Below are 22,429 nucleotides of genomic sequence, written 5' to 3' on the forward strand. Positions count from 1 at the left end.
TTTAATTGATTAGTTTATTTTTCTACTAAAGTTAAATCTTCGATAATTCCTCCATCAAAAACTGTAAATTGTTTATCTGATCCAAATCGCAATATGCCTGAAGAATACATTACATTTTCATTAAAATTAAATATTAATGTCATATAATCTGGATGCGATTCTTCTAACCAGCTTATCATATACATTTTGTTTCCAATTTTTCTTGACTTATATGCTAAATCTTTATTCCCTTTGCCTTTTCTTGGGCCAACAATCCATTCATACTTCAATTTTCCTTCATACAGCTCTAAGTGTATTGCCATTCCGGTTTGATAGTAATACTTCATTGAAGTACCATCTAATAAATGTTCTGCTTGTTTTTCTTGCGCTACTAATGAACCTAATGAGGTTATAAGTAATACTAAAAGAATCGTTAGTTTTTTCATTGTTTAGTGTTTTAATTTTCTACTAATTTTTGTTTACCAACATGATGAACAATTTCATCAAATTTTAATTTCAATCCATATTTTTCAAGTGAATCTCTTAAAATTGGTTCTATTTCTTCTCTGTATTTTTTTAATTGAGAAGTAGAATATATTTCTTGAATTTCTTCTGACTCTTCCTTTAGCAACTTATTCATTCTCGGTTTTACATGCTTCGGAAGATTCAAATATTCTATCTTAATATCTGTTGTTCCAGCTTTACGTATTTCAGAAAATAACTTATCGATTAATTCTGGTTTCAACTTCATATGAGGCAAAAAAGGACCAACAAACACATAGGTTTTTATTCCAGCATCATTCAATTTTTTTAAAGTCCTTAATCTCGCACTTGCCAATGGTGCTTGTACCTCTAAAAAACGACTTAATTTATCGTCTGTCGTTGTGATTGACATACCAACTTCAAGATTTGTAATTGTTTTTAAAAGCTCTAAATCATCGAGAATCATTGGCGATTTTGTTAATATACCAACACGTCCTTGATAATTATTTTTTGCAAAAGTCTCTAAAATACCTCTTGTAAGTCTATACTTTTTTTCAACACCTTGATAAGGATCAGTTACAGTACTTAACACCACTCTTGGATGTGGATTTTTCTTCATCAATCGAAGAATATCCTTTTCCATTAGTTCCACAGCATTGGTTTTTACATACACATAATTTCCCCAATTATTATTGGTTTCGCCAACAAAACGTCCCATAAAACTTGCAAAGCAATACATGCATGCAAATTGACATCCAGTATAAGGATTAATTACATAATCTGCCGAAGGAACTTGTGTGCTTCCAATAATAGATTTTGCTTGTATTTCTTTAATTTTTAACGCCATTAGTTTCTCTTTTATAGGTTTGAATTAATTCTAAAAGATTCTTGTGTTTTCTTCCTGTTACAGTTTCAAAATCAGACTTTAAATTAAAAGATCCGTTTTTAATATTCTCATAAATACTGCTAATTATTATTCCTAAAAATTCTCCTAAAGCCTTTGATCTATCATTTAAGAATTCTACAACTGAAATTGTTTGATAAGATATATTAGTTCCATATTCCTTATTTATAGAGTCTGCTAATTGTTGTTGCGTAACTGGTTCTCCTAATAGATTATAGATCTTGTTATTATATTTTTTATTAAGTAACATATTAGTGTAAGCAATAGCTAATTCATTTCTACTTGTGTAACCACATTTACCATTAGCAGCACTATTTACAATTACTCCTAATTTTTTATACGTTTCAACATACTCTAAATCTGGCTCTATATAAAGACTATTTCTGCCTATAGACCAATCCATTTTAGAGTTGATAATATCGGTTTCTGTTTGTCGATTACTTTGTAAAATAGGTTTAAAAGATGTGTTTTCTAGGTTTCCAATTACACTAGTAAAAACAATTTTTTTAACGTTATTTTTCTGAGCAGCTTTTATTATGTTTTGATGTTGCTTTGTTCTAGTATCTGGTTTATCAACTCCTGAAATAAGCAAAAGTGTATCTATATTTTGCAATACATTGCTAAAATCATCGAAGCTATTATAATCAGCCTTTCTGATTTCGACACCTAAATGTTCTGCTTTTTTAGGATTCCTTGCTATACCAACAACATTTTCTTTACCTATTTCTTTTATAAGCTGTTGTATAACTTTACTTCCTAATTGCCCACTAGCTAATGTAATCGCAACTTTTTTCATTAGTTTATCATTAGAAAAAGTAATATTGATGATAAAATTCCTAAAATAAGAGCTGGTGCTAATGTTTTAAAAGGATGTTTTGTTTTTAAATGATTAAATACTGCTCCAATCATTAAAATTATTAGACCAATTGTAGCATATAATGATAATGAAGGTACAAATAAACCTATAGCACCTAATACTTCTAAAGTACCAACTAATTGAACTCCAAAATTAGGCAAGCCAAATTCTTTAAACTGATCTACCATTGGTTTTGCTCTAAATATTTTAAAGCCACCTGCAACTACAAACGCAACTGCCAATACTATTTTTAATACAAACATTTTATATTTTTTTAAAAGTTAATTTTAATCAAGGGCTGAATTGGAAGTGATAATCAATTATTGTAAGGGGTTCACTGATTTACTATTAATCCAACCTTTGATTTATGAAATCAGTAAGTATTACCACTTACCGTTTGAATTTGCCCAATCTGCCTGTGCAGGAATTTCTTGAACAACGTCCCAATGTTCAACAATTTTCCCATCTTCTATTCGGAATAAATCATAATAAGCAGAAGCTAATCCTGATGTTGCATCAGGAAAACCTTGTGATTGCATTAATGCAAAATTACCTTCAACATGAATAAATTCAATAGACTGATAGAAAGGCGTTCCTTCTCCTAAAACATTTTGTACAAAACCTTTTAATCCAGTTATATCTGTTCCAGCATTTACACTATGTTGTACAAAATCAGTTTCGTTAAAAAACGTAGCAAAACTTGCATCACTATATTCTCCATTTAAGAAGAAGTTTTGCCCAAACAATGTAATCAATGCTCTGTTAGCTGATGTTTGACTTAAATCTGTTGTTGGTGTAAGTGTTCCATTTAATTGTGTTGTGCTATCACCATCATCTTGCACATTGTCTAAATTATCCCAATGTTCTACGATAAGCCCATTTTCAAAACGGAATACATCAAATACAGCTTGTGGTGTTCCACCATTCCAAGTTCCACCGTATTCAGAATGTAAAACAACAATATCATCATCTTCAAAAGAACGAACTGTATTAATTGTTGTTCCGCTAAAAGCACCAGATTGTGTTGCACCAATTACTGCTGCTGCTCCGTCTGGATACGATAAATTGTGTTGAATATAAGTTGTAGCACTTATATAGTCTTGCATTGCAGTTACATCACCACTTTGTATAGCTTGTAAAACAGCTATAGATTTTTCGGTATTTGTTGGTTGTACTGTTCCGTTATCATCATCATCGCTACAAGCAATAAATAGCATTGAAAAAATGATTATACCTGTTAAAATTAATTTTGATTGTTTCATTATTATTAAGTTTTTTATTTGATACAAATGTCCAATCAAATGGGTTTATACAAAAGGTGAATCCTTTTAAAAAAACTAATAATGGTAAATCTTTTAATTTAGCTATTTAATTAACCTGTCAGAAAATAATTTTGGCGGAATTCCTGTATGCTTTTTAAAGAATTTAGAAAAGTTTGTAGATTCTTCAAAACCAAGAGCATAAGACACTTCGTTAGCATTATTTGTAGGATCTGCCAACAAACGTTTTGCCTGTAGAATAACAAAATCATCAATAAATGCTTTTATTGTTTTGTTGGTTAATGTTTTAATTGTCTTGTTGAGTTGGTGATAAGACACATTAAGCATATTACAGTAATCTATAGCATTTCTTGTTAGCGATATGTTTTGGTCTAACTGTTTTTGAAATTCAACAAATAATGCTTCAGTTTCTTTTGAAGCATTATTTATAAGGGAAGGAGTGGAGTCTTGAATTTTAAGAATTAAAACACGAAGTAAACATTGTAATAATTCTTCTTGAATATTCTTAAATGAATGATTGTATTCATTGTACAAAAGTTTAATTAATTGTGTAAACACTTTAGTAATAATACCTTTTGTTTGAAGAACTGGACTGTATAAATTATAATTGTAAGGATAAGAATACGATAAGTCATTAAATTGAATTTGATTTTTATACAAAAATGCTTCTGTAAAAAAAATGATATAACCTCCAATTTTGTTCTTTTTTCCCCAAGCATGCACTTGGTTTTTACTCACAAATATTAAACTACCTTCTTTATATGAATGTGACGTAAAATCTATTATATGTGTATCTCTTCCTTTTGTTATGTATATAAGTGCATAAAATTTTAATCTATGAGGATTTGTTCTTTCTTCTATAGAATGCAGGCTGTAAAAGTATTCCAGTTTAATAATTTCGAAACCCAATTGTTCATATTCTTCTCTAAAATTGTATTCAGGAATTTCTTCACGACTCATGTTGTAAATATATTAGTTTATTTTTTACTCGACCTCATAAAACTTTGGCTAAAACAATAGGTGAGTAGAGCGTGTATATTTTAGGGGTTTAGTAACTAATATTCTTGGTTTTCTAAATATTAAAGTAAGTTATTTATAGTCTTGGTTTGTTATAATGTTTCCTAAAATATAGCGTAACGAGCCGTAATTGTTTCCAAAGTTTTGTGCAGTCTTGATTTTTTTGTTTCTTTTTTTATTAAGAAAAAAAGATAAGAATGAAAAGATTGAGAGTTTAAAAGTTCAAATTCTATTTTACATTATATTAATAGTTACAATTTAAAAAAGGTTTAAATAAAAGACGAAACGAGCAAGTGTATAGAAATTTTAAAGCATGGAAAATGTGGCTGGAAAATTTTATACTGTTGCGTGAAGCTAGCGAAATGTTAATAAGATTTTTTTACAACGAGAACTTGAATACAATTTCTGAATTTAATTAGAATCTAAAAGGTTTTGCTTTTTTTTGGCGTTGGCAAGCGATGGATAATTGTGTTTAAAAAAATTACTGCGACAGCATAATTATTTTTAAAAAGCAATCGAGCGTTTGCGAGCGGCAATTTTACATAACGTCTAATTATAGCTACAAATGACTTCCTTGTAAATCTAAAGTTCTAAATCCACGAGAATCGATTATTTGAAAAATGTTGAACCATTCTACAGAATATTCAATTTAAGCGAGAATTAAAAGCCAAATGTTTAATGACCCAAGTTCTACAGTTTACTGTGTGTACAGGACTTTATGGGATATTTAACATAATAGAGAATTATAGCTACACAACTAAATTATTCTAATGAACCCACAATTAGCTTAACATAATTACCATCGATATAAGTCTAAAGACATTACATCTGTAATTATGTTAAATATCGCACAAAAGCGCTATTTCGCCAATTGTTATAAATTGTACTATAATTTATATTATGTTAAATAGGTTTTTTATTCTTTAGAAATACCTCCTTAAAAAAATAGATATTCTCTTCTATTTAATTAATAAGAAGAATTAAATCGTTTTAAAACAAAGAAAAGGTTATTTACATTTTTTGTGTGTAAAAATTATAATCCTTTAAAACAATGTCTATAAATTCTTTATCACTTTTATGAATCGATTTAATCTCTGTAACTTCAAGAATTTTAGATCTAAGTTTTATTAAGGTTTTATAATCGTTAAACTTAATTGCTGTTTTATAGGTTTCTTTAATAATACGAGCATCATTATCAGATAATTTTATAACATTAGCATATGTTGGTTTATATCCTTCAGAAAGATTTTCTAAAATTGTATGAGAAAATTTAACATCATCTTTTAAATAAATTACAATGGTATTTGCAATAATATCTCCAAAACGTTGATTCTTATTTGTAAATAAAATTAGAAAAAAGCCAATCATTTTACCAAATATAAAAATAGCAACTACTAAAAAATATTGATCTTTTAAACCCAAAGAAGCTACATAAATATACAATAACATGAAAAGGTTAAAGTCTATAATACGCAATAACCAACGTATTATATAGTCTGTTATAGAAGGTTTAAAACCATCTACATTAATAACTTTTAATTTTAAAAGCTTTTTACCCAAAGTTTGTCCGTTCATTAAAATTTCTGAATACAATGAATAAAATGTAATTGGTAATAGAAATAGTACTTCTACCGCTTTAATAGTCCAACCATCTCCATTTAAAGTTTCATTTAATAAATTAAAATCGAATACTTTATTGGCAAAATAGAGATAAGAAAATTTTAAAACGTTGTCTACTAAAAAAGCTAAAAGCCTCTGAAATACAGTAGCCACAGTAAATTTTATATTTACATTTTGTGCCGTTTTTATTTGGAGTGTTTTCATGCAATGATTAAATTCGCTCTTAATGAGAGAGGTCGCTTTTATTAAGCAAAATAAAGAAAAATGGCTCGAATTTGAACAAGGATTTTCAAATAAAGAAAAAAAGTCCAGATGAAATAGCCAATTTGCATATTAAAATCATGAACGATTTGGTATATGCACAAACTTATTACCCAAAAAGCAAAGTTACTTCTTATCTTAATAAACTTGCAAAAACAAGTTTTGATAAGGTTTATGATTCTAAAAGAAGTGATAAAAATGCTTTTTTATATTTCTTTTTAGATAAAGTACCACTACTCGCCTACCAATATAGAAAATACTTATACTTATCTTTTATTTTCTTTTTTATCTGTTTTTTTATAGGCTTACTTTCAACTTTTAATGATGAATCTTTTGCGCGTCAAATATTAGGAAACTCTTATGTAGATCAAACTATAGAGAATATAGAAAGTGGCGATGCAATGGCAATTTATAAAAGTGGTAGTAATTGGGGTACTTTTATTGGTATTTACGATAACAACCAAAGAGTTGGTTTAAATATGTTTTTATCGGGTTTGTTTTTAGGAATTGGAACCGGTTTTTATATTGTTTACAATGCAATTATGGTAGCTGTTTTTCAAGCATTTTTTTATCAATATAATAGTTTTTTTGATAGTTTAAAAGGTATTTGGATTCATGGAACTTATGAGATATTTGGTATAATTATACAAGCTGCGGCTGGTTATATTATAGGAGCAAGTATTTTATTTCCTGGTACATTAAAACGTTTTGAATCTTTTAAAATTGGTATTAGAGATGCTTTTTATATATTTATAAGCACCATTCCGTTTACTATTACCGCTGCTTTTTTAGAAGGTTATGTAACGCGTTATTCTAATGTTATGCCAACATTTTTTTGTTTTGCAATTATTTTTTTTAGTTTAATTTCTATTAGTTACTATTATTTGGTTTTCCCTTTTTTTGTTGCTAAAAAACATGGTTTAAGGTAAATGAGAAATAGATTAACTTCCCTCCTTTTATTGGTTTGTTTTTTTGTGTACTCACAAGAGGATTTAAATATTGATTTAGAAACTGAAAAAGATACTATTGAATATATTAAAAACACTGAAATTAGTGAAGTAAGAAATTTTTCATCAGATTTACAGGAAAAATATGCTGGTAAAGATTTTGTTTACAAAGAAGACACTTCTAATAAAGAAGAAGACTCCGCTCCTATTAGTTCTGGTTTTATACAGTTTTTAGTTTTTTTTATGAGTAAGATATTTCCTTTTCTTTTAGGCGGATTTATCATTTTTGTAATTCTAAAAGCTTTAGTAGGTTTTGATATTCGTTTTTGGAAATCTCAAAAATCAACAAATAAAACTACAGAAAAACTGATTTATGAAGATGAAGATATACACGAAGTAGATTTAGATACTTTATTACAAAAAGCAATTGTTAACAAAAATTATAGACTAGCAATAAGATATTATTATCTAACATCTTTAAAAGGTTTATCAAACAAAAAAATTATTGAATATCATAAAGATAAAACCAATTCTGAATATATAAATGAAATTGAAAATTCTGAATTGAAAACCAATTTTTCTTACCTTTCATATATTTACAGCTATGTTTGGTATGGAGATTTCCCAATAAATGAAGATAACTTTAGTTCTGTACAGAATAAATATCAAACTTTTTTAAATAGTATGCTGTGAAATTAACTACAAACTTATTTAAATTTCCTGTTTTTATTTTGATGGTTTTTCAGCTAACAAGTTGTAAAAAAACCAACTGGAATGAAAATTATAGAGAAAAAGAAAAAAGTCCGTTTGGTACTTATATTGTTTATAATGAAGCTAAAACATTATTTAAAAACCAGGAAATTGTATATTTAAAACAAAACATTTACGATTATCTATTTGACAATTACAATACTACTTCTGCAAATTTTGGCACGTATATTTGTATTAAAAACAATGCATTTAGGCTTAGTAAAGATGGTGTAAAAGACTTGTTATCTTTTGTAAATGATGGTAATAACGCATTTATATCGCTAAACGAATTTAATGATGATTTAAAAGAACAGTTAGAATTTACAACCAATAATTTAGATAAGAATATAAATAATGTTAAGGCTTTAAAAACACTAAAAGGTGAATATACACTAACACATAAAGATTTTGATAATGAGGTTTTTACATTAGATAGAAACAGTAAAAGACATTACTTTATTTCTTACAATAAAAACAAAACAATTGTTTTAGGTACCACAAAAATTGATGAAGAGAAATTACCAAATTTCTTAAAAATCTATCATGGTAAAGGTGCTATTTATGTACATTCAAATCCAATTGCTTTTACCAATTATTACTTGTTAAAAAATAAAGAAAGCTATACAGAAAAAGTGTTTTCTTACTTGCCTAATAAAACAGTTTTTTGGGATCCGCATATAAAAAAGAGTCTATATTCTAACAAAAAAGACGAAGACAATACTTCTGTTTTTAATTACTTTTTACAGCACAAAACCTTAACCTGGTTTTTAATTGTTTCTTCTGCAGGTATTTTGTTATTTATGTTGTTTAATGCTAGAAGGAAACAACGTGCAATTCCTATAATAAAACCCCTAGAGAATACAACAGTTGCATTTACACAAACAATATCTAGTTTGTATTTAAAGGAAGAAGATCATAAGAATTTAGCTGATAAAAAAATAGCTTACTTTTTAGAAAAAACAAGAACAAAGTACTTATTAAATACAAGCAATTTAAACCAAAAATTTATACAGGTTTTAGCTTCTAAATCTGGTAATAAAATACAGAATACAAAGTATTTAATAAATACAATTATTACTTTAAATAACAAGTCAGAATGTTCTAAAGAAGAGCTACTTGTATTACATAAAATGATTGAAAAATTCTTTAATAAATAAGATATGGAAACGCCAAATAACGAAACAAATAAAGAGCAATTAGAATTTGAAAATAGAATTGATTTATCTGAATTGCAAACCTCTGTTTTTAATATAAAAAATCAATTGCAAAAGATAATTGTTGGTCAAAAAGAAATGCTTAATTTACTACTAGTTTCTTTACTTGCAGATGGTCATGTTTTAATAGAAGGAGTTCCTGGAGTTGCAAAAACGATTACCGCAAAACTACTTTCTAAGACTATAAATGTACCTTTTAGTAGAATTCAATTTACACCAGATTTAATGCCTTCAGATATTTTAGGAACCTCTGTTTTTAATGTAAAAACTTCTGAATTTGAATTTAAAAAAGGTCCTATTTTTTCTAGTATGATTTTAATTGATGAAATAAATAGAGCACCAGCAAAAACACAAGCTGCTTTGTTTGAAGTAATGGAAGAAAAACAAGTAACGATGGATGGTAAAACCTATAAAATGGAAGAGCCTTTTATTGTTTTAGCAACTCAAAACCCAATAGAACAAGAAGGAACTTATAGATTACCCGAAGCGCAATTTGATCGTTTTTTATTTAAAGTAATTGTAGAATATCCTAATGCAGATGAAGAATTAGAAATTATTATAAGAGAACAAGCTTTATTAAATACTACAAAATCAAGTAAAATTGAAACGATTATTGAAGGGAGTAAAATTGTAGCTTTTAGAAGTTTGGTAAAACAGATTAAAATTGAAGAAAATTTATTAAAATACATTGCAGATATTGTTGTTAACACACGTTCTAATTCTTATTTGTATTTAGGTGCATCGCCAAGAGCAAGTATAGCAATATTAGCGGCTTCAAAAGCATTTGCAGCTATCGAAGGACGAGATTTTGTAACTCCAGAAGATATTAAAAGAGCTACAACACCAGTTTTACAACACCGAGTTATTGTAACCCCAGAAAGAGAAATGGAAGGTTTAACAAGTAAACAAATTATAGAGCAAATTATAGAATCTGTAGAAATTCCTAGATAAAAATAAATTTTAGAGAATAATTTAAAAACAGAATATACTAATAAGTAATTAGACAAAAACATAGTGAAGAAACTGTATAACACTTTATTTTTAAATAATAGATTTTTCTATTCATTAGCAGCAATATCATTATTGCTTGTTGTAGGTTTCTTTGCTCCTATATTTTTTGAAATTTCAAAAGTGTTACTATTTATTCTATCTACGTTAACAATTATAGATGTAATTATTCTTTATAAGACAAATGATGCTATTAAAGTTAAACGATTTTTACCAGAAAGATTATCAAATGGAGATGAAAATAAAATTAGCTTAGAATTAAGTAACCGTTTTCCTTTTGTGGCATATTTATCTTTAATTGAAGAATTACCTTTTCAATTTCAAAAAAGAGATTTTTTCTTTAATCAAATATTGCAAAAAAATGAGGTAAAAACAATTCATTACAACTTAACACCAAAACAAAGAGGTGTTTATCTTTTTGGTCGTATTAATGTTTATGCGAATTCAGGTTTAAAATTGGCAACCAAGAAGTTTATTTTAGGAGCAGAAAAAGAATTAAAATGTTACCCTTCTTTTTTAAAACTAAAAGAATTTAATATTAAGGTATTTAATAATTCAACTACATCATACGGAACAAAGAAAGTAAGAAGAATTGGGCATTCTTTAGAGTTTGAACAAATTAAAGAATATGTTTCTGGCGATGATATTAGAACCCTAAACTGGAAAGCAACTGCAAAGCGAAATCAATTAATGGTAAATCAATATATAGAAGAAAAATCACAATCGGTTTATACCATTATTGATAAAGGTAGAGCAATGCAAATGCAGTTTAATGGATTAAGTTTATTAGATTATGCTATAAATGCAACTTTGGCTATAAGTAATATCATCTTAACAAAACAAGATAAAGCTGGTATGTTGTCTTTTTCAACAAAATTAGAAGATATAGTTGTTGCAGAAAGAAGACACTCTCAAATTAGTCTTATTTCTGAAGCTTTACATAATATTAAAACCGATTTTTCAGAATCGGATTTTAGCACATTATATTCAGTAGTAAAAAGAAAAATTACACAAAGAAGTTTATTAATTTTATTTACAAATTTCGAAACTATAGATGGATTAAATAGACAACTACCCTATTTACGTGCTTTAGCAAAAAATCATCTTGTATTAGTTGTGTTTTTTAAAAATACTGAACTTAATACTTTAATTAATTCTAAAGCGATAACTATACAAGAAGTCTATGACTCTGTAATAGCCGAAAAATTTATGTATGAAAAAAAACAAATTGTAAATGAGTTAAAAAAATACGGTATTCATACTGTATTAACATCACCAAAAAGTTTGACAGGAGAAAGCATAAATAAATATTTACAGTTAAAATCTAGAGGACTTTTTTAAATTTTTCTTATTTTTATAAAAAAAGAAATCTCCCCCAAGAAAATATGAAATGGTACTTTAAAGTTATTTGGCAGTATTTTGATTTTACCGGAAGAGCTAGACGTAAGGAATTCTGGGTTTTTACCTTGTGCAATATATTTATTTTATGGGCACTCTCTTCTATAGATACTTATACTGAAAATGAATATTTTTCCATAGCTGCCTATATTTTCTTTGCACTAATTTTTATACCTAGTATAACAGTTTCTCTTAGAAGACTTCACGATGTTGGTAAAACTGGCTGGAACTTATTATTAATTTTAATTCCCATAATTGGTTGGTTATGGTTATTAATGTTGTTATGGTTTGTAGGAGAACCTAGAGCTAACAAATGGGGAGCTTACCCAAAAGGAATTGAAGTTTCAGAATAATTTGTTAAAAAGAGAATATATTTATGAGTTGGTATTTAAAGGTTTTAAATCAATATTTTGATTTTACAGGTAGAGCTAGAAGAAAAGAATATTGGATGTTTACACTTTTTAGTTTATTTATTTCGTGGGCACTTGCTGTTTTAGATTTAATTTTTCAAACATATATTTTTACAATTATCTCTTCTGTGTATTCACTTTTAGTAATTATACCTACTGTTGCGGTTTTAATAAGAAGGTTACATGATATTGGAAAAAGTGGATGGCATATATTTCTTATTTTTTTACCTTTTATTGGTTGGATTTGGTTACTAGTTTTACTTTGTATGGAAGGAGAAACTAAACCTAATAAATGGGGAGAAAACCCTAAAGGAAAAGGTAATGATTTGTTAATAAGCCAGATAGGGGTAGAATAATTATAATTAATGAGTTTAGAAATCATTTTTGAAGACGATTATCTTTTATGCGTAAACAAACCAAATAATGTTTTGGTACATCACGCATTTCATTCTAGAAATGTTTCTGAAGAAGCCTCTTTATTACAAATTATTAAAAATGAAACTGGCTTAAAAGTATATCCAATTCATCGGTTAGACAGAAAAACTTCAGGAATTATTTTACTTGCAAAAGAAACTAATTTTGTGTCAAAATTTCAAGAATTATTTACTAACAACGAAATTCAGAAAACCTATTTTGGAATTGTAAGAGGTTATTCACCAGATGAAAAGAAAATAGATTCCCCTGTAAAAGGAAGAGATGCAAACGTACACAAAGAAGCATTAACCTATCTAAAAACATTAGAAAAGATAACATTAGAAATCCCTGTAAAACCTTATGATTCTTCTCGATATAGCTTAGTGGAATTATTACCAAAAACAGGAAGAATGCATCAGTTAAGAGTGCATACCAATAAAATAAGTCATCCCTTAATTGGAGATCCTAAATATGGTGATAAAAACCATAATATTATGTTTGAAATAAATTTTGGCTGTAGTAAAATGTTTCTGCATGCTGGAAAATTAAATCTCAAACACCCTTTTACATTTGAAGAACTTATTTTAAATGCAAAATTTCCTATAGATTGGCTTAACAGGTTTGAGGAATTTAATTGGAAAAACCCACTTACTAAATAATGCAAATATAAAAACCTGTTAAGAAACAGGTTTTTTATTTATTGTTCTAATGAATTAGTTTCAAAAAATATTAATTCACCATTATCAAATTTTAAAGAAATTTCTAGAGGGTTACAACAGACTTCACAATCTTCTATATAAGTTTCATTAGTAATACTAGTATCTAAAATCATAGATATTTCTTCCCAACAATAAGAACATTGAAAAAAATGCTCCACTATTCCTCTATTACCTTTAAAACAAGCTTTCCTTTTTTATCTCCAGAAAATAATCTGTTATACGTTTCATGAAAATTTTCGATACCTTCATAAATATCTTCTTTAGATTTCAATTTACCTTCTTGTAACCAAATTCCCATTTGTTTTGCTGCTTCACCAAACTTTTTAGTATAATCCATCACTACCATTCCCTGCATAGTAGAACGTGTAACTAAAAGAGATAAATAATTACTTGGACCATCTATTTTTGATTTATTATTATATTGAGAAATTGCACCACAGATAACAACTCTAGCATGCATTCTTAATTTACTTAAAGCAGCATCTAAAATTAAACCACCAACGTTATCGAAAAATACGTCAACTCCTTTTGGACATTTTTCTTTTAATGCAGTATATATATTTTCAGATTTATAATCTATAGCTGCATCAAAACCAAGTTCATTAACCACATAATCACATTTCTCTTTTCCTCCTGCAATACCAATTACCTTACAACCTTTAATTTTAGCTATTTGGCCAACAATACTTCCAACTGCACCAGCTGCACCAGAAACCAATACAATATCCCCTTCTTTAATTTTACCTACTTCAGTAATTCCAAAATAAGCTGTCATTCCAGGCATACCTAAAGTACCTATATACATTGGCATTGGTGCTAAACGTGTATCTACTTTATACCAACTCTCACCAGTTGTAATTGCATATTGTTGCACTCCGCCCCAACTTGTAACTACATCTCCAATTTCAAATTTAGGGTTTCCGTTATTTTTAATAACTACCCCAATAGAACCAGATCTCATAACATCATCAATTGCAACTGGAGGTATATAGGATTTAGAATCATTCATCCAACCGCGCATTGCTGGGTCTAAAGAAATATAATGCTGTTGCACTAAAATTTCTCCTTCTTGTAATTCTGGAATTGGGTTAGATTCTAATTGCCAAGTATCTGCAGTTGGCACTCCTATTGGTCGTTTTTTAAAGATGATTTGTTTGTTATTCATTGAATACTATTTTTTTTCGATGCTAAATATAATTAAAAATAATTTGAATAAATATTTTAAAAAATATAGAGAGCACATTTTTTTAATAATGATGTAAATTAACTATGGCTTCACTTAATTTATCTTTACCAAGATACTGCTGTTCTAAATCTGATTGAAATGGAATTGGAGTTTCTAAACTTGCTACTCGTTTTACTGGAGCATCTAAGAATTTGAAACAATTTTCAGTAATCAAAGCAGAAACATCACTTGCTATTCCTCCAAACAAAGAATCTTCTTGTACAATTATTGCTTTACCTGTTTTCTTTACTGATTGATAAATAGTTGCTGTGTCTAATGGCTGTAAAGTTCTTAAATCAATTACATCTGCTTTAATTTCTGGTAAGTTTTCTAAAGCATCTAAAACCCAATGCACTGCAGCTCCATAACTAATAATCGTTAAATGAATTCCATCTTTTAATAAAGTAGCTTTACCAATTTCTGTAGTAAAATACCCTTCAGAAACATCTTGATAAACAGACCTATACAAACCTTTATGCTCAAAAAACAAAACAGGGTTTGGATCTTCAATAGCACTTGCTAAAAGACCTTTTGCATCTTGTGGAAATGCTGGGTAAACTACTTTTAAACCCGGTGTTTTGGTAAACCAAGCTTCGTTAGTTTGGCTATGAAAAGGACCAGCACCAACACCAGCTCCACAAGGCATTCTTACAACAATATCTGCATTTTGACCCCATCTATAATGAGATTTTGCCAATAAGTTTACTATTGGGTTAAAACCAGAAGAAACAAAATCTGCAAACTGCATTTCCATAACAGATTTTACACCATTAATAGATAAACCATAAGCTGCAGAAACTATAGCAGATTCACAAATAGGTGTGTTCCTAACACGATCTTTACCAAAACCCTCAACAAAACCATCTGTTATTTTAAAAACACCTCCATATTCAGCAACATCTTGCCCCATAATAACTAAATCATTATGTTTTTCCATAGATAATTTTAATCCATCGGAAATAGCATCTACAAAACGAATTTTATTTTTATTAATTGATGGATTTACTGCCTCGTATTCGAAATCTTTATAAACATCTTTTAATTCAGTTTCTAAATTAGGTGTAATTTTTTCCTCATCAAAAGCTAGTTTTAGGTGTTCATTAATTTCTTTTATAATTTCTTTTCTGTAAGTAGTTTCAATATCATTCGTTAAAATTTTTTCTTTGATTAAATACTCTTTAAAATTCTCTAAAGGGTCTTTAGCTCCCCAATATTCCATTAAGTCTTCTGGAACATATTTTGTTCCACTTGCTTCTTCATGACCGCGCATTCTAAAGGTTTTAAACTCTAAAAGTATAGGTCTAGGTTTTTTACGAACACTTTTAGCTAATTCATCTATTTTAGTATAAACTTCAAGAATATTATTCCCATCAACTATATGGCTTTCCATTCCGTAGCCAATTCCTTTATCAGCAATATTTTTACAATTAAACTGTTCTGTTGTTGGTGTAGATAAACCATAACCATTATTCTCAACACAAAACAAAACGGGTAAACTCCATACAGATGCTACGTTTAGAGCTTCATGAAAATCTCCTTCACTAGTTCCTCCTTCTCCTGTAAAAACAGCGCAAACTTTATGGTTTCCTTTTATCTTATTTGCTAATGCAATTCCGTCTGCTATACCTAATTGTGGTCCAAGATGAGAAATCATACCAACAATATTAAACTCTTGTGTTCCAAAATGAAAACTACGATCTCTCCCTTTAGTAAACCCATTCATTTTACCTTGCCATTGAGAAAACAATCTATATAAAGGAATTTCTCTAGTGGTAAAAACACCTAAATTTCTATGCATTGGTAAAATGTATTCGTCATCCTCTAAAGCAGAAGCAACTCCAACTGAAATAGCCTCTTGTCCAATACCAGAAAACCACTTCGAAATTTTACCTTGTCTAAGTAAAATCAACATTTTTTCCTCAACTAATCGAGGTTTTAACATTTTTCTATATAAACTAAGTAATACTTTACTACTTAGTGCAGATTTTAAATTATATTCAATTTTAGTACTCATAAAATATGTATATCATAATTATAACAAACATAATGATAAAGAATATCATTGCATAAAAAAAACCTTATCAATTCTGATAAGGTTTTTTTTATAATTCAAATTATTTAAACACTACAATTCTTTAAAAATTGCATGCATCATTCTTTTCTTGTCATTAATACTTTCTTCTAAAGCAATCATAGTTTCTGTTCTATTTACTCCAGGTATATCATCTATCTGATAAATAATATCTTTTGCATCATTTGTTCCTTTTGCTCTTACTTTACAAAATATATTATATTTACCTGCTGTAACATAAGCTACTGTTACGTTTGGTATTCTTCTTAGGTTCTCAATAACAGATTGAGTCATAGAAGTTTTTTCTAAATAAACACCAACATGCGCTATAAAAGAATAGCCCATTTTTTCGTAATTTAAAGTTAGAGTTGATCCCTGAATAATACCTTCATCTTCCATTTTTTTAACACGAACATGAATTGTTCCTGCAGATACTAAAAGCTGTTTTGCAATATCTGTAAATGGAGTTCTAGCGTTTTCTATTAAGATGTCTAAGATTTGATGATCTATTTCGTCTAAGATAAATTTTTTCATTTTTTTATGTATTATTCAAATTATACGGCAAATTTATGAATTTAATTTAACTAAACGTCATTTAAAGTGAGAAATATTTAAGATTTTTACTCTTCGAAAACGATTTCGTTGTGTCCAATTTGGTTTTTAAAGTCAATTTTATCCACAATATTTAATTTTGAAACCAATTGATTGTTTAAAATTAAGTCGCTATATTGATAAGCAATATCTTTCTCAGAATTTTTATATCTATGTATTACATCATAGAAAGTTTTTGCATTGTTAGGAATATTAAAATAAGGTTCATATTCTAAAAAAGAGCTTGATATAGCAATATGATAAATTCCTTGTAAGATCGAAAAAAAGTATATTCTCTAGAAATTTCTCTTTGATAATCATTTGTATAATGACCAGATTCAATTAAAATTGTATTGTAGCCTAATTTTTGAAAATTGTCTCCAGTTGCAGTTGGATAAAACTCATCTGTATACCTACCAACAAAATTCGGAATCATATTTTGTAGCATAGCATTCATAACTACAATTACATTCATGGTTTCTTTTCGTCCTTTAGTTAATGCTCTTGTAATTTCTTCTGAGGGCGCTAAAAAAGAAATCGTAGCAGGATTTTTAGTACCTTCTACACCAAAAATAGTTCTTTGATCATGTAAGTTAAAACAAAATTTCGGGTTAAATTCTTCTAGAACATCTCTTAAAAGGTTACTTTCTTTAGCCACTCTATCTACAGCATCTCTATTTAAATCAATTTTATTTGCGTTTACTCTAGTGTACGCCTGTGAACCATCAGGATTTAACATCGGGATAAAAACCAATGTACATTCATTTAAAATGGTTTTAAAGACTTCGTTATTTGAATTAGAAAAACAATTAAATAAGTCGAAAAGAGCTTTTGTTCCCGTACTTTCATTACCATGCATTTGAGACCAAAGTAAAATTTTCTTTTTTCCAGTTCCTATTTTAAGTTTATAGATAGGTCTTTGCTCTTCTGAAAATCCAAGTTGATTAATTTCAAAAACATCATTGTGTTTTTGAAATAAAATTTCAATATCCTCAAGGGTAATCCACTTACCATTTAAACTAGTTTCTTTTTGATTTTTAAAATACTCTCTTAATAATTCTGATGATAAAATATTCACGGTTCTAACTTTATTGAAATACAAATTTACAGTATTGAAAATAAGCATCCTATTAAAATGTTACAATTGTAAATTAATAAAATGTTACAAATGTAAAGTTAAATTAGGGACAATATATTTACTTTTGTAAACCGCAATATTAAAAAATAGTTCTGTGGAATGTAAATGTAAAATTAAAATCAAAAATGGTTTATATTTAAAATTTAATTATTTAATAACCAAGTTAATACAAGCATCAATTAAAGCTTTAGTTTATGCTTGAATTTTGATTTAAAAAATCTAAAACCATATTACTTTGTAATAACAAAAGAATAATTTACATTTGTAATTAAGCAAAACGTTACAATGATAAACAGTTTAGAATTTACAAATCGTATTAAAAATATCATGGATCATCATCAATTATCAGCCTCTTTATTTGCTGATAAAATTGGTGTACAGCGCTCTAGTATTTCACATATCTTATCAGGAAGAAACAAACCTAGTTTAGATTTTATTCTAAAAATTACAACAGTTTTTAATGACGTAGATATACATTGGTTATTAAACGGAAAAGGAGCTTTTCCTAAAAATACAGTACCAAATTTAACTTCTTCTACTCCATCATTTTTAGAAGCAAACCCTAATGATGGAAAGAGAATTCAACGAATAGTAGTTTTTTATGCAGATGGAACTTTTGATGAATATCAGAAATAATATAAATTTACTTTAGTTCTCGAATTAATATACTTTAGAAAATCTTAATCAACTAAATAATCTCTACATAAATTGAATAAAATTGATATTAGAACTGTAAATGTTGTTCAATATTTACAACCTTTAAGAGAAGGTGGCTCTTTACCTGCAATTGTTAAAGCAGATGATGGTTTTTTATATGTGATAAAATTTAGAGGTGCAGGCCAAGGTAAGAAAGCATTAATCTCTGAGTTTATTGGAGGTGAGCTTGCGAGAGCAATAGGTTTGAATGTTCCTGAATTGGTTTTTATGAATTTAGACGATTCCTTTAGTAAAACTGAACCCGATGAAGAAATTCAAGATTTATTAAAATTTAGTGTTGGTTTAAATTTAGGATTGCATTTTTTATCTAGCGTAATTACGTATGACCCTTTGGTTTCTAATGTTGATGCTTTAACAGCTTCTAAAGTGGTAATTTTAGATAGTTTGATAAGCAATATAGATAGAACTGCTAAAAACACAAATCTATTAAATTGGAATAACGAGTTATGGATTATTGATAATGGTGCTAGTTTTTATTTTCATCATAATTGGAAAACTTGGAAAAACCACATAACAAAGACTTTTCCGTTAATTAAAGACCATGTTTTGCTCCCTCAAGCTACAGTACTGCAAGAAGCTAAAGAGGAAGTTATAAAAAGAATTGATAAAAATGTAATTACAGAAATTGTAAATAGTATTCCTGAAGACTGGTTGCTAAACGAAGGTGATTTTCTATCTCCAAACCAAATGAGAGCTGCATATATTGAGTTTCTATGCGCAAATATATCTATGATTGATAAACTTGTAAAAGAAGCTGAAGATGCAAGATAGAGTTACATTTGAATATGCAATTATAAGATTAGTACCAAAAGTTGAACGAGAAGAGTTTTTTAATGTTGGTGTTATTTTGTTTTCGAAGCGTAAAAAATATTTAGGAATAAAATATGAGATCAATACTAGTAAACTAAAAGCATTTGCTCCAGAAATAGAAATACAACTTTTAAATGATTATTTAAATGCATGGAAACTAATTTGCGAAGGAAATGCTGCTGGCGGTAAAATTGGTGAATTTGAAATTTCTGATCGTTTTAGATGGTTAGCTGCTTGCAGAAGTACAATTATTCAGAGTTCTAAAACGCATCCTGGTTTATGTATAAATCCCGAAAAAGAATTACAAGACATTTTTGATAAATATGTTTTGTAAAGTTATTTTGAAGTAACAAATTTCTTAACTTATAAACCTTAATTAAATATTAGTTTTTTAAATAAAACATTTGCCAGCAAACAAGTTTAGCCCAGATTGAAATGACATCCTTTTTTCTGGCAGTTCGAGTGAATTTGCTTTTTAGCAAATTTGTATCGAGAACAGAAGAAAAAAGATATAGTGGAAAGCTGGAAATAGCTTTAAAAAAATAAAAGTTTAAACGTTTAAATAATCAGCAATTAGATTATTTTTTAATGTTTTTCTTGGCACTTTAAAATTAAAATAGTCTTCTAAAGGAATCTCAAAACCTTTGTAGTTTAAATAATTATTTAGCGCAATATTTAAACCTTCGCTAAATAAATGATGTTCTGCTCCTATTGGATCTTCATGATACAAATCGTTTTCTGCAAAGCCTTTAAATTCTGGTCCAATTATGTTAATTTGAAATTCATCCGGATTTTTACCTACAGGACTATGACTTGTGCATGCAAATTGATGCCAAAAAGCAGATTGAATACAGTTATTTTGGAATAATTGACGTACAACTTCTAAAGAATCAATGGTTTCTTGCTCAGTTTCTGTAGGAAAACCAAACATTAAATAAGCGTGTACCATAATGTTTTGATCAGAAAAAGCTTTGGTAACTCTAGCAACCTGACCAATATCTACTCCTTTTTTCATTTTTTCTAATAACCTATCAGAAGCAACTTCCAAACCTCCAGTTACAGCAATACAACCAGATTTAGATAACAGAGCACATAATTCTGGTGTAAATGTTTTTTCGAAACGAATGTTTGTCCACCAAGTGATATACACTTTACGTTCTAAGAGTTTGTTTGCTAATGCTCTTAACATTTTTGGCGGTGCAGCTTCATCAACAAAATGAAAACCTGTAATACCCGTTTCTGAAATTATTTTCTCAATTTTATCAACTAAATCGTCTGCAGTTGTATTTTGATAATTACCAATATAATCTAATGTAACATCGCAAAAAGAGCACTTTTTCCAATAACAACCATGAGAAATGGTGAGTTTATTCCATTTACCATCAGACCACATTCTGTGCATTGGATTCATCACATCTAAAAAAGACAAATACTTTTCTGTTGGCAAACCAATATAACTTGGCGCAGGTAAGTTTTTATGATGAAAAATTGTATTTGGTAATTTATCCTTATAAATAACAGTATTATTTTTACAGATATATGTTCTTTCTAAAGACTCCTCTCCTATTTTTTCGTCTAAAAATTCGGTAATTCTTAGTAAAGGTCCTTCTCCATCATCTAAGGTTATAAAGTCTACAAAATCAAAAATTCTTGGATCTGATAATCGCCTTAATTCCGTGTTGCAATAACCACCACCAAAACCAATTTTAATATCTGAGTAGTTTTGTTTTATAAATTGTGCACATCTTAAAGCAGAGAAAAGATTACCTGGAAACGGAATTGTAAAACAAACTAAATCAAAACTTTCTTTTTTTAATTTCTCATCTAACAAGTATAACATTTCATCTTCAATCAATGTGGTTTCGAATTGCAAACACTTGTCTAATTCATCAAAACTAGAAGCTGCTCTGGCAATTTGCTCTGCATAACGTGTAAAAGAGAAAAATTCATCTACGTTTGTATTGATGAAATCGCCTAATTCTTCTACAAATAGGGTTGCAATATGTTTTGCTTTGTCTAAAATACCTAATTTACCAAATTCGGTAGTTAAATCTTTTTCTAATTTTATACGTCTATGACCAAATGGTAAAAAATCTTTATGTACTATTTGATATGCAGCAGTAACTTCTTGCACGCGTAAATAGTTCATTACAGAATCTACTTTATTAATATAATCTTCTCTTTGTTCCCAAACCAAAGGCAGCTCTTTATTTCCAAGCATTGCTGCTTGCTTAAAAATTGCATCTATAAATTCTTTGGTAAACACAGCTGTAAACAACTCTATACTTAGATCCATTTGAGTTGTTTTTACATTTTTAGACTCTAAAAAACCTTTAATGTATGCAGTTGCAGGATACGAAGTGTTTAACTGTGTAAATGGAGGTGTTATTAAAAGCGTGTTTACAGACATCTATTTTAAGTAAAGTGCAAAGATACTATCTGAATTAAGAATAACTTTAAAAACTTTGGTTGGTTTTTTAAAGCTTAATTTTAAATGTCTTTATTTTTTACAAAAAGAGGGTTTTCCCTCTTGATTTTTTTCTCTAAAAAATATAACTTCGCTAACTACGTTTATAAAACATTAAAACGTTACATAAACGTGTTAACGTTGGCAATA

The 22,429-nt window shown here is 28.2% G+C and carries 23 protein-coding genes and 1 pseudogene; 11 read left to right on the forward strand and 13 right to left on the reverse strand.

Annotated features, from left to right (window positions below; genetic code table 11):
- Positions 1-14: 14 nt before the first annotated feature.
- The 7 genes from N5A56_RS06205 to N5A56_RS06235 form a co-directional block, all read right to left on the reverse strand.
- Positions 15-425, reverse strand: a complete 411-nt coding sequence (locus N5A56_RS06205; protein WP_265724710.1) for a MoaF-related domain-containing protein — start codon at positions 423-425, stop codon at positions 15-17.
- An 11-nt stretch (positions 426-436) separates the two neighbouring features.
- The gene (locus tag N5A56_RS06210; RefSeq protein ID WP_265724711.1) at positions 437-1,309 is read right to left on the reverse strand and encodes an SPL family radical SAM protein; all 873 of its coding nucleotides are present in this window, start codon (positions 1,307-1,309) and stop codon (positions 437-439) included.
- Positions 1,293-2,162, reverse strand: a complete 870-nt coding sequence (locus N5A56_RS06215) for an NAD(P)H-binding protein (RefSeq protein WP_265724712.1) — start codon at positions 2,160-2,162, stop codon at positions 1,293-1,295. The genes N5A56_RS06210 and N5A56_RS06215 overlap by 17 nt, the downstream gene beginning before the upstream one ends.
- The gene (locus tag N5A56_RS06220; protein ID WP_265724713.1) at positions 2,162-2,485 is read right to left on the reverse strand and encodes a DoxX family protein; all 324 of its coding nucleotides are present in this window, start codon (positions 2,483-2,485) and stop codon (positions 2,162-2,164) included. Before N5A56_RS06220 ends, N5A56_RS06215 begins: the two co-directional genes overlap by 1 nt.
- A gap of 120 nt (positions 2,486-2,605) precedes the next feature.
- Positions 2,606-3,484 (reverse strand): nuclear transport factor 2 family protein, encoded by an 879-nt coding sequence (locus N5A56_RS06225; RefSeq protein WP_265724714.1) that lies wholly within the window; start codon positions 3,482-3,484, stop codon positions 2,606-2,608.
- A gap of 102 nt (positions 3,485-3,586) precedes the next feature.
- On the reverse strand, positions 3,587-4,462 hold the full coding sequence (locus N5A56_RS06230; protein WP_265724715.1) for a helix-turn-helix transcriptional regulator: 876 nt from the start codon (positions 4,460-4,462) through the stop codon (positions 3,587-3,589).
- Between the two features lie 1,068 nt (positions 4,463-5,530).
- Complete coding sequence (locus N5A56_RS06235; protein ID WP_265724716.1) at positions 5,531-6,343, reverse strand: RDD family protein; 813 nt, start codon at positions 6,341-6,343, stop codon at positions 5,531-5,533.
- Positions 6,344-6,365: 22 nt separating this feature from the next.
- Here N5A56_RS06235 and N5A56_RS06240 point away from each other — a divergent pair.
- From N5A56_RS06240 to N5A56_RS06275, 8 genes and pseudogenes are all read left to right on the forward strand, one after another.
- Positions 6,366-7,329: pseudogene (locus tag N5A56_RS06240) on the forward strand (stage II sporulation protein M).
- Positions 7,330-8,040: a hypothetical protein gene (locus N5A56_RS06245; RefSeq protein WP_265724717.1), complete on the forward strand. Its 711-nt coding sequence runs from the start codon at positions 7,330-7,332 to the stop codon at positions 8,038-8,040. It begins immediately after the preceding pseudogene.
- The gene (locus N5A56_RS06250) at positions 8,037-9,254 is read left to right on the forward strand and encodes a DUF4350 domain-containing protein (protein WP_265724718.1); all 1,218 of its coding nucleotides are present in this window, start codon (positions 8,037-8,039) and stop codon (positions 9,252-9,254) included. Before N5A56_RS06245 ends, N5A56_RS06250 begins: the two co-directional genes overlap by 4 nt.
- A gap of 3 nt (positions 9,255-9,257) precedes the next feature.
- Positions 9,258-10,262 (forward strand): AAA family ATPase, encoded by a 1,005-nt coding sequence (locus N5A56_RS06255; RefSeq protein ID WP_265724719.1) that lies wholly within the window; start codon positions 9,258-9,260, stop codon positions 10,260-10,262.
- Between the two features lie 63 nt (positions 10,263-10,325).
- Complete coding sequence (locus N5A56_RS06260) at positions 10,326-11,660, forward strand: DUF58 domain-containing protein (protein WP_265724720.1); 1,335 nt, start codon at positions 10,326-10,328, stop codon at positions 11,658-11,660.
- A gap of 44 nt (positions 11,661-11,704) precedes the next feature.
- Positions 11,705-12,070 (forward strand): DUF805 domain-containing protein, encoded by a 366-nt coding sequence (locus N5A56_RS06265; protein ID WP_265724721.1) that lies wholly within the window; start codon positions 11,705-11,707, stop codon positions 12,068-12,070.
- 23 nt (positions 12,071-12,093) lie between these two features.
- Positions 12,094-12,483: a DUF805 domain-containing protein gene (locus tag N5A56_RS06270; RefSeq protein ID WP_265724722.1), complete on the forward strand. Its 390-nt coding sequence runs from the start codon at positions 12,094-12,096 to the stop codon at positions 12,481-12,483.
- Between the two features lie 9 nt (positions 12,484-12,492).
- Complete coding sequence (locus N5A56_RS06275) at positions 12,493-13,200, forward strand: pseudouridine synthase (RefSeq protein WP_265724723.1); 708 nt, start codon at positions 12,493-12,495, stop codon at positions 13,198-13,200.
- Positions 13,201-13,238: 38 nt separating this feature from the next.
- Here the strand turns inward: N5A56_RS06275 and N5A56_RS06280 are convergent, their stop codons facing one another.
- The 5 genes from N5A56_RS06280 to N5A56_RS06300 form a co-directional block, all read right to left on the reverse strand.
- Entirely contained in the window at positions 13,239-13,421 is a 183-nt protein-coding gene (locus tag N5A56_RS06280) for a zinc ribbon domain-containing protein (RefSeq protein ID WP_265726098.1), read from the reverse strand.
- Positions 13,418-14,425, reverse strand: coding sequence for an NADP-dependent oxidoreductase (locus N5A56_RS06285; RefSeq protein WP_265724724.1), 1,008 nt, complete (start codon positions 14,423-14,425; stop codon positions 13,418-13,420). Before N5A56_RS06285 ends, N5A56_RS06280 begins: the two co-directional genes overlap by 4 nt.
- Before the next feature lie 82 nt (positions 14,426-14,507).
- Positions 14,508-16,499, reverse strand: a complete 1,992-nt coding sequence (locus N5A56_RS06290; protein WP_265724725.1) for an alpha-ketoacid dehydrogenase subunit alpha/beta — start codon at positions 16,497-16,499, stop codon at positions 14,508-14,510.
- 111 nt (positions 16,500-16,610) lie between these two features.
- The gene (locus tag N5A56_RS06295; protein WP_265724726.1) at positions 16,611-17,090 is read right to left on the reverse strand and encodes an Lrp/AsnC family transcriptional regulator; all 480 of its coding nucleotides are present in this window, start codon (positions 17,088-17,090) and stop codon (positions 16,611-16,613) included.
- Positions 17,091-17,379: 289 nt separating this feature from the next.
- Positions 17,380-18,225: a M14 family zinc carboxypeptidase gene (locus tag N5A56_RS06300; RefSeq protein WP_274270273.1), complete on the reverse strand. Its 846-nt coding sequence runs from the start codon at positions 18,223-18,225 to the stop codon at positions 17,380-17,382.
- A 345-nt stretch (positions 18,226-18,570) separates the two neighbouring features.
- On the opposite strand from N5A56_RS06300, the gene N5A56_RS06305 reads away from it, so the two are divergent.
- The 3 genes from N5A56_RS06305 (at position 18,571) to N5A56_RS06315 (ending at position 20,146) form a co-directional block, all read left to right on the forward strand.
- Positions 18,571-18,921, forward strand: a complete 351-nt coding sequence (locus N5A56_RS06305) for a helix-turn-helix domain-containing protein (RefSeq protein ID WP_265724728.1) — start codon at positions 18,571-18,573, stop codon at positions 18,919-18,921.
- Between the two features lie 72 nt (positions 18,922-18,993).
- The gene (locus N5A56_RS06310; RefSeq protein WP_265724729.1) at positions 18,994-19,773 is read left to right on the forward strand and encodes a HipA family kinase; all 780 of its coding nucleotides are present in this window, start codon (positions 18,994-18,996) and stop codon (positions 19,771-19,773) included.
- Entirely contained in the window at positions 19,763-20,146 is a 384-nt protein-coding gene (locus N5A56_RS06315) for a DUF3037 domain-containing protein (protein WP_265724730.1), read from the forward strand. Before N5A56_RS06310 ends, N5A56_RS06315 begins: the two co-directional genes overlap by 11 nt.
- A gap of 216 nt (positions 20,147-20,362) precedes the next feature.
- Here the strand turns inward: N5A56_RS06315 and N5A56_RS06320 are convergent, their stop codons facing one another.
- Positions 20,363-22,222 carry a B12-binding domain-containing radical SAM protein gene (locus N5A56_RS06320; RefSeq protein ID WP_265724731.1) on the reverse strand — a complete coding sequence of 620 codons (1,860 nt, stop codon included), beginning with the start codon at positions 22,220-22,222 and terminating at the stop codon, positions 20,363-20,365.
- Positions 22,223-22,429 lie beyond the last annotated feature (207 nt).

The organism is Polaribacter ponticola (assembly GCF_026191475.2).
Classification (GTDB): domain Bacteria; phylum Bacteroidota; class Bacteroidia; order Flavobacteriales; family Flavobacteriaceae; genus Polaribacter; species Polaribacter ponticola.

Bases quoted from the DNA above. Each gene is read 5' to 3' on its own strand.
- N5A56_RS06245 (WP_265724717.1), top strand. From the start codon at position 7,330: ATGAGAAATAGATTAACTTCCCTCCTTTTATTGGTTTGTTTTTTTGTG.
- N5A56_RS06305 (WP_265724728.1), top strand. From the start codon at position 18,571: ATGATAAACAGTTTAGAATTTACAAATCGTATTAAAAATATCATGGAT.
- N5A56_RS06285 (WP_265724724.1), bottom strand. From the start codon at position 14,425: ATGAATAACAAACAAATCATCTTTAAAAAACGACCAATAGGAGTGCCA.
- N5A56_RS06210 (WP_265724711.1), bottom strand. From the start codon at position 1,309: ATGGCGTTAAAAATTAAAGAAATACAAGCAAAATCTATTATTGGAAGC.
- N5A56_RS06215 (WP_265724712.1), bottom strand. From the start codon at position 2,162: ATGAAAAAAGTTGCGATTACATTAGCTAGTGGGCAATTAGGAAGTAAA.
- N5A56_RS06320 (WP_265724731.1), bottom strand. From the start codon at position 22,222: ATGTCTGTAAACACGCTTTTAATAACACCTCCATTTACACAGTTAAAC.
- N5A56_RS06270 (WP_265724722.1), top strand. From the start codon at position 12,094: ATGAGTTGGTATTTAAAGGTTTTAAATCAATATTTTGATTTTACAGGT.
- N5A56_RS06265 (WP_265724721.1), top strand. From the start codon at position 11,705: ATGAAATGGTACTTTAAAGTTATTTGGCAGTATTTTGATTTTACCGGA.
- N5A56_RS06255 (WP_265724719.1), top strand. From the start codon at position 9,258: ATGGAAACGCCAAATAACGAAACAAATAAAGAGCAATTAGAATTTGAA.
- N5A56_RS06230 (WP_265724715.1), bottom strand. From the start codon at position 4,462: ATGAGTCGTGAAGAAATTCCTGAATACAATTTTAGAGAAGAATATGAA.
- N5A56_RS06290 (WP_265724725.1), bottom strand. From the start codon at position 16,499: ATGAGTACTAAAATTGAATATAATTTAAAATCTGCACTAAGTAGTAAA.
- N5A56_RS06275 (WP_265724723.1), top strand. From the start codon at position 12,493: ATGAGTTTAGAAATCATTTTTGAAGACGATTATCTTTTATGCGTAAAC.
- N5A56_RS06225 (WP_265724714.1), bottom strand. From the start codon at position 3,484: ATGAAACAATCAAAATTAATTTTAACAGGTATAATCATTTTTTCAATG.
- N5A56_RS06205 (WP_265724710.1), bottom strand. From the start codon at position 425: ATGAAAAAACTAACGATTCTTTTAGTATTACTTATAACCTCATTAGGT.
- N5A56_RS06235 (WP_265724716.1), bottom strand. From the start codon at position 6,343: ATGAAAACACTCCAAATAAAAACGGCACAAAATGTAAATATAAAATTT.
- N5A56_RS06295 (WP_265724726.1), bottom strand. From the start codon at position 17,090: ATGAAAAAATTTATCTTAGACGAAATAGATCATCAAATCTTAGACATC.
- N5A56_RS06315 (WP_265724730.1), top strand. From the start codon at position 19,763: ATGCAAGATAGAGTTACATTTGAATATGCAATTATAAGATTAGTACCA.
- N5A56_RS06220 (WP_265724713.1), bottom strand. From the start codon at position 2,485: ATGTTTGTATTAAAAATAGTATTGGCAGTTGCGTTTGTAGTTGCAGGT.